10 protein-coding genes are annotated in these 11,913 nt (G+C 74.7%); 2 read left to right on the plus strand and 8 right to left on the minus strand.

What is annotated here, in order from left to right; all coding sequences use genetic code 11:
• Positions 1-151: 151 nt before the first annotated feature.
• From nadE to ACIGW4_RS02630, 3 genes are all read right to left on the minus strand, one after another.
• Complete coding sequence (gene nadE / locus ACIGW4_RS02620) at positions 152-982, minus strand: ammonia-dependent NAD(+) synthetase (RefSeq protein ID WP_123456942.1); 831 nt, start codon at positions 980-982, stop codon at positions 152-154.
• Between the two features lie 65 nt (positions 983-1,047).
• Positions 1,048-2,223, minus strand: coding sequence for a sulfite oxidase (locus ACIGW4_RS02625; RefSeq protein WP_399578003.1), 1,176 nt, complete (start codon positions 2,221-2,223; stop codon positions 1,048-1,050).
• A gap of 318 nt (positions 2,224-2,541) precedes the next feature.
• The gene (locus tag ACIGW4_RS02630; protein ID WP_399578006.1) at positions 2,542-4,734 is read right to left on the minus strand and encodes an ATP-binding protein; all 2,193 of its coding nucleotides are present in this window, start codon (positions 4,732-4,734) and stop codon (positions 2,542-2,544) included.
• A gap of 183 nt (positions 4,735-4,917) precedes the next feature.
• On the opposite strand from ACIGW4_RS02630, the gene ACIGW4_RS02635 reads away from it, so the two are divergent.
• Entirely contained in the window at positions 4,918-6,153 is a 1,236-nt protein-coding gene (locus ACIGW4_RS02635; protein ID WP_123456939.1) for a GNAT family N-acetyltransferase, read from the plus strand.
• A gap of 18 nt (positions 6,154-6,171) precedes the next feature.
• Here ACIGW4_RS02635 and ACIGW4_RS02640 read toward each other — a convergent pair whose 3' ends face one another.
• The 5 genes from ACIGW4_RS02640 to ACIGW4_RS02660 form a co-directional block, all read right to left on the minus strand.
• Positions 6,172-7,779, minus strand: a complete 1,608-nt coding sequence (locus ACIGW4_RS02640) for a molybdopterin-dependent oxidoreductase (protein WP_399578008.1) — start codon at positions 7,777-7,779, stop codon at positions 6,172-6,174.
• A 74-nt stretch (positions 7,780-7,853) separates the two neighbouring features.
• Positions 7,854-8,756, minus strand: a complete 903-nt coding sequence (locus tag ACIGW4_RS02645) for an amino acid ABC transporter permease (protein ID WP_399578010.1) — start codon at positions 8,754-8,756, stop codon at positions 7,854-7,856.
• Positions 8,753-9,418, minus strand: coding sequence for an amino acid ABC transporter permease (locus ACIGW4_RS02650; protein ID WP_123456936.1), 666 nt, complete (start codon positions 9,416-9,418; stop codon positions 8,753-8,755). Before ACIGW4_RS02650 ends, ACIGW4_RS02645 begins: the two co-directional genes overlap by 4 nt.
• 10 nt (positions 9,419-9,428) lie before the next feature.
• The gene (locus tag ACIGW4_RS02655) at positions 9,429-10,280 is read right to left on the minus strand and encodes a glutamate ABC transporter substrate-binding protein (protein WP_123457656.1); all 852 of its coding nucleotides are present in this window, start codon (positions 10,278-10,280) and stop codon (positions 9,429-9,431) included.
• 127 nt (positions 10,281-10,407) lie between these two features.
• The gene (locus ACIGW4_RS02660; protein ID WP_399578011.1) at positions 10,408-11,163 is read right to left on the minus strand and encodes an amino acid ABC transporter ATP-binding protein; all 756 of its coding nucleotides are present in this window, start codon (positions 11,161-11,163) and stop codon (positions 10,408-10,410) included.
• A 227-nt stretch (positions 11,164-11,390) separates the two neighbouring features.
• On the opposite strand from ACIGW4_RS02660, the gene ACIGW4_RS02665 reads away from it, so the two are divergent.
• The gene (locus ACIGW4_RS02665) at positions 11,391-11,849 is read left to right on the plus strand and encodes a cyclic nucleotide-binding domain-containing protein (RefSeq protein ID WP_359591192.1); all 459 of its coding nucleotides are present in this window, start codon (positions 11,391-11,393) and stop codon (positions 11,847-11,849) included.
• The last annotated feature ends 64 nt before the right edge of the window (positions 11,850-11,913 follow it).

Below are 11,913 nucleotides of genomic sequence, written 5' to 3' on the forward strand. Positions count from 1 at the left end.
CCCGCGCGGACAGTGGATCACACAGCGGGGGTGTTCCGGGGCAGGCCCCTTCCCCTGGCGTCGACGTCCCCGGGGGCGCTCAGGGGCCTCGGGGGGGCGTCCTCGGAGGCCTCGGGGGGGCGTCCCCGGGGGCGCCCCCGCCCGCGGGCGCTCAGGGGGCGATGGGCAGCTGCCGCTTGTGCTCGGTGAGTTCATAGCGGCGGACGATCGTGGCGTAGGCGGCCTCCGCGACCGGCTTGCCCTCCAGGAAGTCGTCGATGTCGTCGTAGGTGACGCCGAGCGCGTCCTCGTCGGCCTTGCCCGGGTCGAGGGTCTCCAGGTCGGCCGTGGGCGTCTTCCACACCAGCTCGGCGGGAGCGCCCAGCTCGTCGGCGATCGCGCGGACGCGCCGCTTGGTCAGGCCGGTCAGCGGGACCACGTCGGCGGCGCCGTCGCCGAACTTGGTGAAGAAGCCCGAGACGGCCTCGGCGGCGTGGTCGGTGCCGACCACGAGGCCGTCGTGGGCGCCGGCGACCGCGTACTGGGCGATCATCCGCTGCCGGGCCTTGATGTTGCCCTGCACGAAGTCCTGGTGGCGGGCGTCGCGGAAGGTCGTCCCGCCGGCGAGGCAGGCCTCCAGGGCCGCGTCGCTGGCCGCCTTGACGTCCACGGTGAGGACCCGGTCGGCGCGGATGAAGCGGAGGGCGGTCTGGGCGTCCTGCTCGTCGGCCTGCACGCCGTACGGCAGGCGCATGGCGTAGAAGGTGGCGTCGTGGCCGGCGGCGCGGGCCCGCTCCACGGCGAGCTGGCAGAGCCGGCCCGCGGTCGTGGAGTCGACGCCGCCGCTGATGCCGAGGACCAGGGAGCGCAGCCCGGTGGAGGTGAGCCGCTCGGTGAGGAAGGCCACCCGGCGCTCGATCTCCGCCTTCGGGTCGAAGGCGTCGGCGACCTGGAGGTCCCGGGCGATCTGCTGCTGGAGGGCGGTGGACGCCGGGTCGGTCACGGAAGTCTCCTCGTCAGGGTCGGTCGACGGTGTACCCGCTGGTACGGGGTGCACCGGAGTCGACTCTACGCGCCGCCCGCCGGAACCGTGGACGCGTCCCCGGCGGCCGGGGCCGGGCCGTCCGGGGTGCACAGGACCTCGACCCGCTGGACGAGGTTGTTGGCGAAGCCGCCGCGGTTCCAGGGTGCGGTGAGCGGCTGGACGTTCCCCTCGGCGTCGGTGGCCCGCACGGTCAGGTGACGCAGCCCCGGCGTCGCGTTCCAGGTGGCGCGCCAGGCGGACCAGGCCCAGGGGTGCGCGGGGTCCCGTTCGGTCTCGGCGTCGGTCCAGACCGCCCCGCCGTCCTCGCTGACCTCGACGCGGACGATCGGGCCGTGCCCGGACCAGGCGCGCCCGGCGAGCGGCACGGGACCGGGGCGCACGACGCGGGTGCGGGACATGAAGTCGGGGAAGCCCGGCGGCGCCATCAGGGCCCGGGGCGCGATGAGCGTGACGGGCTCCCCCGGTTCGTCCGCCTCCCGGCGCAGGCGGTAGGCGACGCTCTGCTGGAAACCGGTGTACGGGGTGTCGGTGAGCGTGATGTCGTGGAGCCACTTCACGTGCGCCATGCCGTACCAGCCGGGGACGACGAGCCGGAGCGGGCTGCCGTGCTGCGGCGGCAGGGGTGCGCCGTTCATCGCGTACGCGACGAGGACGTCCCGGGCCGGGTCGGCGGCCGTGGCCAGGGGCAGGCTGCGGCGGTAGTCCTGCTCGACGCCCCGTTCGACCCCGTGGTCGGCGCCGGTGAACACCGCCTCGGCCGCGTCCTCCGCGATGCCCGCCTCGGCGAGGAGGGCGGCGAGCGGGACGCCGGTCCAGTCGGCGGTCCCGACGGCCTCGACCAGCCAGGGCTGGCTGACGGGGCGGGGGACGAGCCGGGCCCGGCCGTTCCCGGCGCACTCCAGGGTCACCCGGCGGGTGACGGCGGGCCGGGCCCGGAGCGCCGCCAGGTCCAGGTCGAGCGGCCGCAGGACCCGGCCGCCGACGGTGAGCCGCCAGCCGTCCGCGTCGGTGGCGGGGATGTCGTAGTGCACGAGGACGTAGTGGAGTCCGGGCGGGGTGACGTCGTACCGCAGGGCTTCGAGGGGCAGTCCGTGGTTCCGGGCGGCGAGGGCGAGCTCCTGCTCGGTGACGCCCTCCTCGGGGCCGGCCACGCGTCCCGGCGCGCTGATGTCGCTCAGATCGCTCAGGGATCCGTCCATGCCCTCATGGTGCGCCCCGCCCGGGGGCCCGGCACGTCGGGCCGGGGCGGGCCGGCCCCGGGGCCACCGGGCTTCGATGTGGGCCGCTCCGCGGGCCCGGCCGGGCCTCGGCACGAGCACCCCGCGAGTCCTGCCGGGCCCCCGCGCGGGCCCGGCCCCTCGCCCGGATGGACCGCCCGGGGCCGCCGGGCGACTCGACGCGGGCAGTCCTCACGGCCCTGCCGGGGCCTCGGGGCGGGCCCGTCCCTTCGGGCCCCGCCGGGTCTCGGGTGGCCCCGTCTCCTCGGCCCTGCCGGGCCCCGGCGCGGCCCCGCCCCCTCAGCCCTGGCGGGGGACGCGCAGGGCACGGTCGAGGCCGGCCTGCGGGGGGCCCGTGAGGGCGCGGACGAAGATCTCCTCGTAGGCCGGTTCGCCGATCGTCGCGCGGGCGGTGTCCGCGTACTTCTCGCTCAGGGCCCGCAGACCGGGCAGGCCGCGCCGGGGCTGGCCGGTGGAGCGCCAGTACGCCTCGCCCGTACCGCTCACGTCGGCGGCGCGCTCGCCGTCCCCGGCCGCCGCCAGGGCGGTGGCGAGGACGTCGAGTCCGAGGGCGACGCCGAGGCTCGCGCCGAGGCTGCGGGTGCCTTCGAGCATGGCCCGGGCGTGCCCGGCGGCGGTCGCCGGGTCGCCCTCCAGGAGGCCGGTGAGGGCGAGCTGGTACTCGAGGGCCGTGCGGATCCAGTGCTCGTCGAGCTCCTCGCACCGGGCGCGCAGCCGGAGCGCCCGCTCCCGGGCCTCGGCGAGGCGGCCGAGGCCGGTGAGGGCGAAGACCCGCACGAGCCGGCAGCGGAGCCGGGCGGCGGAGTCGGCGGGACCGCCCCGGGCGGCGTCGAGGACGTGGCCCACGACGACGTGCGCGGCCGTCGGCCGGCCGGTGGTCAGGGCGATGAGCCCGGCGAGGGCGGCGGCGTCGAGGGTGAGGTCACCGGGCCGGTAGCGGTGGCGGTCGCGGTCATCGGGGCGGGCGTGGTCACGGTCGCGACCGCCGGGCCGGTCGCGATCTCCGGGCCGGTCGCCGTCGCAGTCACCGGTCCGGTCGCGGTCGTCGCGAGGAGTTCCCCCGTACGGCGAGGACTCGACGTGCTCCGCGTACCTGGCCTCCCGGGCGCAGCGCTCGCTCACCTCCTGTGCCGGGCCGGACTCGCCCTGCAGGACCAGGGTGACGCCGAGGGCCCACAGGGCGCGGGCCCGGGCGCGGCCCCGGGCGCCGCTGAGGAGGAGGGCCTGTTCGAGGCCGTCGCGGGCCTCGTGGAGGCGGCCCCGGCAGGACCAGGCGAAGGCGACCGAGCCGACGAGGTCGAGGGCGGCGTCGGGATCGGTGCGCAGCAGCCGGTCCAGGGCGGTGCGCAGGTCGGTGTGGTGCGCGTCGGCGGTCCGGTGCCAGCGGAGTTGGCGGGCGCCGTGCCACGCGGTCTCGGCCCGGCGGGCCAGGCCCAGGAAGTGGGCGGCGTGCCGTTCGGCGACCGTCGCGGTCTCGCCGGTGCGGTCCAGCCAGGTCGCCCCGTACTCGCGGATGGTGTCGAGCATGCGGAGTCGGCCGGCGGCGTCCGGCGGGCGGACCACGGAGGAGCGGACGAGTCCGTCGAGCGCGCCGGGCAGGGTCGCGCGATCGAGGGGGCCGCCGGCGCAGACGGCGGTCGCGGAGGCGAGGTCGAAGGGGCCGCGGAAGACGGAGAGCCGGGCCCAGAGGAGGCGTTCGAGGGGGGTGCTCAGCTCGTGGCTCCAGCCGATGGCGGCGCGCAGGGTCTGGTGGCGGCTCGGCCAGACCCGCTCGGTGTGGGCGAGCAGGTCGAAGCGGGCGCTCGGCGGGGCGTCGAGGCGGGTGCCGAGCTGGTCGCGGACGGCTTCGGCGCCCTGGAGGCGGATCTGCGCGGCGGCCAGCTCCAGGGCGAGCGGGATGCCTTCCAGGCGTACGCAGATCTCGCCGGCGGGTCCGGCGGCGGGGAGGTCCTCGCCGGCGGCCCGGCGGAGGAGCTCCAGGGCGTCGCGTCCGGCGGGCGGCAGCGGGTCGAGGGCGACGACCCGCTCCCCGCGGACGCCGAGGGGGCGGCGGCTGGTGGCGAGGACGGTGAGTCCGGGGGCGGCGGCGAGGAGTTCGGTGACGAGCCGGGCGCAGGGTTCGGCGATGTGCTCGCAGGAGTCGAGGACGAGGAGCAGCCGGTCGTCGGCGAGGCGGCGGCAGAGTCCGGCGGTGGACGTGCCGGGGATGTGGTCGGCGAGGTCGACGGAGTCGGCGACGAGCGGGACGAGGAGCCGCTCGCCGTCGAGCTGGGAGAGGTCGGTCCACCAGGCGCCGTCCGGGTGGGCGTCGGCGGCGCGGTGCGCGGCGCGCAGCGCGAGCCGGGTCTTCCCCACTCCCCCGACGCCGGTCACGGTGACGAGTCGGTGGTCCGCCAACGCGGCGGAGACGCGCTCCAGTTCCGTGCGGCGCCCCACGAAACCGGGGTTCTCGTCCGGCAGATGTCCACGCACGGGAGCAGTCTCCCTCATGTGCGCCGCGAACGGACCGGTGGAACCGGTTCGTTACGCCGTCGGTCTCCGTCCCCGGGGTCCCGTTCCGGAGCGGAAAATCGTTTGACCCGGCTCCGGGGCGGGGCTGCACTGTGCGGGGCGCCACGGACGGTGGCGCCGGTGTTCCGGGAGGCAGCAGTACCGATGGAGATCCGTCCCACGACCGACCAGGACCGCGGCGTCTTCGTCGACACGATGCACACCGCGTTCGGGCTCTTCCCCGAGACGCCGGCCGAGGACGGCGGCGGGGTCTGGTGGTCGGCGCTCGAGATGGAGCGCGGCCTGTTCGCCCTGGCGCCGGACGGACGGCCCGTCGGCACCGCCGCTTCGTACTCCTTCGAGCTCACCCTGCCCGGTGACGTCCTCGTCCCGGTCGGCGGGGTGACCGCCGTGGGCGTGCTGCCCTCGCACCGGCGTCGGGGCGTGCTCGGCGCGATGATGCGGCATCAGCTCACCGAGCTGCGGGCCCGGGGAGACCTCCTCTCCGTGCTGCTGGCCTCCGAGGCCACGATCTACGGCAGGTTCGGCTACGGTCCGGCGACCTCCACGCAGCAGCTGACCGTGCCGCGCGGGCGGGCCGCGCTCGCCCCGTCCCGGGCCCCCGGGGCGGCCGGCGCCGCGGCGACGGGGGCGGACGCCGGCTCGGTCGAGGTGCTGCGGCGTGCCGAGTGCGGGGACGTCCTCGAGGCGGTCTACGACCGGTACCGCCGCACGCAGCCCGGCGCGTTGTCCCGGCCGCCCCGCTGGTGGGCCCTGCGGGCGGGACGGCCCCCGGTCGCCCCGGCGCCGCGCTACGTCGCGGTCCACCGGGACGCCGACGGGACCCCGGACGGGTACGCCAGTTACGCCGTCGGCGAGGACCGCACCCTGACCGTCGACGAGACGATCGCCTGCGACGACGCCGTCTTCACGGCCCTGGCCCGGTTCGTGCTCGGACACGACCTGGTGGGCACGGTCGTCTTCAAGCACGTCCCGCCCGGGCATCCGCTGCGCTGGCAGCTGGCGGACTTCCGCGCCGGTGAGGTGGGCAAGGACACCGACGGGCTCTGGGTGCGGCTGCTCGACGTGCCGGGCGCGCTGACCGCGCGCGGCTGGTTCGCGGACGGCGAGCTCGTCCTCGACGTGCAGGACCCGTTCCTCGGCGAGCACGGCCGCCATCTGCTGACCGTCCGGGACGGCAGGGCCGCATGCGTCCCGACGGACCGGGAGCCCGACCTCTCCCTGGACGTGCGGGACCTGGGCACGGTCTACCTCGGCGGCACCGCCCCGAGCACCCTGGTGCGCGCCGGGCACGTCCGGGCCCACCGGCCGGACGCGGCCGCCCGCGCCGACGCCCTGTTCCGCGGCGAGCGCTCCCCGCACTGCCTGCACTGGTTCTGAGCGCGCGACGCACCGGGATCACCGTCCTTCGACCGTGACGACGACCGAGTGCCACCCCTGTGCCCCGTCGGGCATGGTGTCGGTGCGGCGTTCCGGCTGGGTGGCGCCGGTGCCGTCGGTGGCGCGGACGGTGAGGGTGTGGCGGCCGGGGGTGGCGGCCCAGGGGTGGACCCACTGGCGCCAGGTGTCGGCGCCGTCCTCGGCCGCGAGCCGGGCGTCCTGCCAGGGGCCGTCGTCGATCCGTACCTGGACCCGGCGGATGCCCCGGTGCTGGGCCCAGGCGACCCCGGCGACCATGACGGTGCCGGCGGCGGGGCGGGCGCCGGGGCGCGGGGTGTCGATGCGGGACTGGGTCTTGACGGGGGCCTGCGCCGCCCAGCCGCGCGGGACCCAGTAGGCGTCGTACGCGTCGAAGGTGGTGAGCTCGATCGACTCGATCCACTTGCAGGCGGAGACGTATCCGTACAGGCCGGGGACGACCATGCGGACGGGGAAGCCGTGGGCGAAGGGCAGGGGCTCGCCGTTCATCCCGAAGGCGAGGAGGGCGTCGCGGCCGTCCATGACGGCTTCGACGGGGGTGCCGATGGTCATGCCGTCGACGGAGCGGGCGACCAGCTGGTCGGCGGGGCCGCCCTCGGAGGGCGGGCGGACTCCGGCCTCGCGGAGCAGGGGGGCGAGGGGGACGCCGAGCCAGCGGGCGTTGCCGACGAGCGGGCCGCCGACCTCGTTGGAGACGCAGCACAGGGTGATGTCCCGCTCCACCGTGGGCCGGGCCATGAGCTCCCGCAGGGTGAGGGTGCGTTCCGCGCGGACGCCGAGGCCGTGGACGCGCAGCCGCCAGCGGTCGGCGTCGACCTTGGGGACGAGGAGGGCGGTGTCGACGCGGTAGAAGTCCCGGTTCGGGGTGACGAAGGGGCCGAGGCCGGGGACGTCGAGCCGCGCTCCGGCGGGCACGGCCGGTGCGGGGGAATCGGGCCGGGGCAGGCGCAGGGCGTCGCGGGAGGCGGCGGCGTTCTCCTGTACGGGGCTGCCGACCGCGCGGCCGAGCGCGGCGGCGCCGGTCGCGGCGAGGCCGGTGGAGGCGGCGACGACGAGGAAGCCGCGCCGGTCCGCCCCGGCGGTTCCGGGTCGCGCGGTTCCGGGTCGGGGGGTGAGGAGCCGGCCGGTCAGGGCGTAGAGGAGGAGCGCGCCGGCCGCGGCTCCGACGAGGGAGGGGACGGCGTCCACGGCGGACTCGGAGTCGGGGCGGGTGACGGCGGCGAGGGCCCCGAGGACGCCGAAGGCGGCGACGGCCGCCGTGCCGAGTGCGCGGTGGCGCAGGGCGAGCAGTCCGACCGCGAGGGCGAGGAGGGCGAGGAGGAGCAGGATGCCGAGTTGGAGGACGGCCTTGTCGCTCTCGCCGAAGGCGCGGATCGCCCATTCCTTGAGGGCCGCCGGGGTCCGGTCGACGACGGCGCCGCCGACGGCCGGGACGGGGCCCGCCTCGGGGCGGACCCGGGAGGCGACGAGGTCCGCGACGGCCAGGGAGACGTACGCCGAGACCAGGCCGCCGAGGGCGGCGAGGAGGCGGTCGGTGCGGGTGGGTTCGTGGTGCGGCTCGCGCGGGTTCCGGGTGGCGTCGTTCATGGTGGATGTTTCGGCACGCCGGGCCGCGCGGATGGGCTGCGTCACCCGTATGGGCCCGGCGCGTGTCCGGGGGCTCAGCGTGCCTCCGGGCGCTCTCCCGGTGTGGCCAGTTCCTCCACCGCCTCGGCCCCGACGACCGCGCCGGTGGACCTCTTGCCGCGGCGCAGCCGGCGTTCGAGCCAGGAGGCGAAGGTGGTGAGGGCGAAGTTGAGGGCGATGAAGATCACGGCGACGACGGTGAAGCAGGCGATCGTGTTGGCGCCGTAGTTGGCGCTCATCGGGCGGACGGAGGCGAGGAGTTCGGAGAAGCCGAGCATCGCACCGCCGAGGGCGGTGTCCTTGACGATGACGACGAGCTGGCTGACCAGGGCGGGCAGCATGGCGGTGACGGACTGCGGCAGGAGGACGTGGGCCATGATCTGGCCCTTGCGCATGCCGATGGCCTTGGCGGCGTCGGTCTGGCCGGTGGGCAGGGCGAGGATGCCGGCGCGGACGACCTCGGCGAGGACGGAGGCGTTGTAGAGGACGAGGCCGGTGACGACGGCGTACAGGGGGCGGGTGTCCGGGCTGATGTCGGTGAACTCGGAGTAGGCGGCGTTCGCGAAGAGCATCAGGATCAGGACGGGGATGGCCCGGAAGAACTCGACGACGGTGCCGGCCGCGGCGCGGACGGACCGGTGGTCGGAGAGCCGGAGGATGCCGAGGAGCGCGCCCAGGGGCAGGGCGATGACCATGGAGAGCGCGGCGGCGATCACGGTGTTCTTCAGGGCGGGCAGGATGTACGTCTCCCAGACGCGGGCGTCGGTGAAGAAGGGCGCCCACTTGGACCATTCGAGCTGGTTCTTGTCGGCGAGGCTCGTCACGACCCACCACACCACGGCGGCGAGCGCGATCAGGAACAGCACGCTCCACAGGACGTTGCGCCGGCGGGCGCGCGGGCCGGGGACGTCGTAGAGGACGGTGGGCTTGTCCTTCACCGCTTCACCGCCACCTTCTTGGCCACCCAGCCGAGGAAGAGGCCGGTGGGCAGGGTGAGGCAGAGGAAGCCGACGGCGAAGATCGCGGAGATGAGGATCAGCTGGGCCTCGTTCTCGATCATCTCGCGCATCAGCAGGGCCGCTTCGGCGACGCCGATGGCGGCGGCCACGGTGGTGTTCTTGGTGAGGGCGATGAGGACGTTGGCGAGCGGGCCGACGACGGAGCGGAAGGCCTGCGGGAGCACGATCAGGCGCAGGACCTGGGGGAAGTTCAGTCCGATGGCGCGGGCGGCCTCGACCTGTCCGAGGGGGACGGTGTTGATGCCGGAGCGGAGGGCCTCGCAGACGAACGCGCTGGTGTAGGCGGTGAGGCCGAGGACGGCGAGGCGGAAGTTGATGGTGGTGAACCGGTCGGCGCCCATGGTGACGCCGAGGGTCTGGAAGAGGCCGAGCGAGGTGAAGACGATGATGACGGTGAGGGGGATGTTGCGGACTATGTTGACGTAGACGGTGCCGAATCCCCGCATGAGGGGGACGGGGCTGACGCGCATCGCGGCCAGCAGCGTCCCCCAGACGAGGGAGCCGATCGCGGAGTAGACGGTGAGCTGCACCGTCACCCAGAAGGCTCCGAGCAGGTCGTACCCCTGGAGGAAGTCGAACACGACGGCCTGCTCACTGGACGATGACGCCGATCTTCGGGGCGGGCTCGTTGTGGTAGCCGGCGGGGCCGAAGTTCTTCTTGACCGCCGCCTCCCAGGAGCCGTCGGCGACCATCTTCTCCAGGGCCGTGTTGATCTTGGCCTTGAGGTCGCTGCCCTTCTGGACGCCGATGCCGTAGTTCTCGTTGCTCATCTTGAAGCCGCCCAGCTTGAACTTGCCCTTGAACTCGGGCTGCGAGGCGTAGCCGGCGAGGATCGAGTCGTCGGTGGTGACGGCGTCGATGACCCCGTTCTCCAGTCCGGTCAGGCACTCGGAGTAGCCGCCGTACTCCTGGAGTTGGGCGTTGGGGGCGATCTTGTCCTTGACGTTCTGCGCGGAGGTCGAGCCGGTGACCGAGCAGAGCTTCTTGTTGTTCAGGTCGGACGGCTTCTTGATCGAATCGTCGTCCGCCCGGATCAGGACGTCCTGGTGGGCGAGGAGGTAGGGACCCGCGAAATCGACCTTCTCCAGCCGCTTGTCGTTGATCGAGTACGAGGCCGCGATGAAGTCCACGTCGCCGCGCTGGAGCAGCGTCTCGCGGTCGGCGCTCTTGGCCTCCTTCCACTCGATGTCGGACGGCTTGTGGCCGAGCTGCTTGGCGACGTAGGTCGCCACGTCCACGTCGAAGCCGGTGTAGGTGCCGTCGGGGGTCTTCAGGCCGATGCCGGGCTGGTCGAACTTGATGCCGACGGTGATCTTGTCGCCGTCGCCGTTGTCTCGGGGCGCGCCGCCTGCCGCGGCGTTCGCGAATCCTGCCGAGGTGACGGAGAGGACGACGGTCGCGGCGGCCGCCACGACGGCCCTGCTGGTCCTGAGCGGGTTCATGAGGATCACCCCTGGGGGCTGCTGATCGGGCGACCGACCGGGCGGCGGCCGCGGCGCGGCGCGGTGCGGTGCGGTGCGGTGCGGTGCGGTGCGGAGGATCGTGGAGGGACACGGGCTCCCGGGCGGGTCAGTGGTGCAGGATCTTGGAGAGGAAGTCCTTGGCGCGGTCGCTGCGCGGGTTGCCGAAGAACTCGTCCGGGGTCGTCTCCTCGACGACCCGGCCGTCGGCCATGAAGACCACGCGGTTGGCGGCGGAGCGGGCGAAGCCCATCTCGTGGGTGACGACCACCATCGTCATGCCGTCCTGCGCCAGTTGCCGCATGACCTCCAGGACCTCGTTGATCATTTCCGGGTCGAGCGCGGAGGTCGGCTCGTCGAAGAGCATCACCTTCGGATCCATGGCGAGGGCGCGGGCGATCGCCACGCGCTGCTGCTGTCCCCCGGAGAGCTGCGCCGGGTACTTGTCGGCCTGCGAGGCGACGCCGACCCGGTCGAGGAGGGAGCGGGCCCTCTCCTCGGCCTTCTTCCGGTCCTTCTTGCGGACCTTGATCTGACCGAGGGTCACGTTGTCGAGCACGGTCTTGTGGGCGAAGAGGTTGAAGGACTGGAAGACCATGCCCACGTCGGCCCGCAGGGCCGCCAGTTCGCGCCCCTCGGCGGGCAGCGGCCGCCCGTCGACGACGATCTCGCCCGCGTCGATGGTCTCCAGGCGGTTGATCGCCCGGCACAGCGTCGACTTCCCCGAGCCGGACGGCCCGATGACGACGACGACCTCGCCGCGGTGGATCGTGAGGTCGATGGACTGGAGGACGTGCAGGGGACCGAAGTGCTTGTCGACCCCGCGCAGTACGACGAGCGCGTCGCCGCCGTCCGGGACGGGCATGGCACCCTCCTGGGTCGCGCCCCCGCTTGCCGCTCCCTCCCACGTTCATGCTCCGCCCTCCACCCGCCCGGCGCACTCCGGGCGACGGGCGTACGGAGGGTGAGCGCACCGGCACGCCGCGGAGCCCCGGCCCCGCGGCGGTCCCGCCGGGCGGCCCGGGACCTGCGCGGGGCGACGGCCGGGCCCACACTGGGGGTGGGGAGCCGAGTGTGCGAGGAGGGACCGCCATGAGCAGAGCCGCGCCCAAGGTCAGCACGTTGCCCCAGGAGCACCGGGAGCGCCTGATGGCCTTCGCCGAGGACGTGTACTTCGAATCCGGTCACCGCCTGTTCGAGGAGCAGCAGCACGCCGACCGGTTCTGGATCGTGAAGACGGGCGCGGTGACCCTCGACGCGAAGGTGCCGGGCCGGGGGTCGCCCGTGATCGAGACCCTGCGCCACGGCGAGCTGGTCGGGCTCTCCTGGCTGTTCCCGCCGTACCTGTGCCAGTCGGGGGCCGAGGCGATGACGCCGGTCCGGGCGTACGAGTTCGACGCCCCGGCCGTGCGGTCGATGTGCCACTCGGACACGGAGTTCGGCGCGGCGGTCGTCTTCTGGGTGGGGTCGATCCTCGCCCACCGCCTCCATGTGACCCGGGTCCGCCTCCTCGACCTGTACGCCCCGCACGGCAGCGGCGTCCTGGCCTGACCGGCGGCGCCGGGCCTGACGGCGGCCGTACGGAAGCGGCGCCCGGGCCCGACGCCGCCGCCGT

It is taken from the genome of Streptomyces sp. NPDC053513 (assembly GCF_044544765.1).
In the GTDB taxonomy this organism is placed as follows: Bacteria; Actinomycetota; Actinomycetes; order Streptomycetales; family Streptomycetaceae; genus Streptomyces; species Streptomyces litmocidini.

Bases quoted from the DNA above. Each gene is read 5' to 3' on its own strand.
- ACIGW4_RS02625 (WP_399578003.1), bottom strand. From the start codon at position 2,223: ATGGACGGATCCCTGAGCGATCTGAGCGACATCAGCGCGCCGGGACGC.
- ACIGW4_RS02635 (WP_123456939.1), top strand. From the start codon at position 4,918: ATGGAGATCCGTCCCACGACCGACCAGGACCGCGGCGTCTTCGTCGAC.
- ACIGW4_RS02640 (WP_399578008.1), bottom strand. From the start codon at position 7,779: ATGAACGACGCCACCCGGAACCCGCGCGAGCCGCACCACGAACCCACC.
- ACIGW4_RS02655 (WP_123457656.1), bottom strand. From the start codon at position 10,280: ATGAACCCGCTCAGGACCAGCAGGGCCGTCGTGGCGGCCGCCGCGACC.
- ACIGW4_RS02660 (WP_399578011.1), bottom strand. From the start codon at position 11,163: ATGCCCGTCCCGGACGGCGGCGACGCGCTCGTCGTACTGCGCGGGGTC.
- ACIGW4_RS02665 (WP_359591192.1), top strand. From the start codon at position 11,391: ATGAGCAGAGCCGCGCCCAAGGTCAGCACGTTGCCCCAGGAGCACCGG.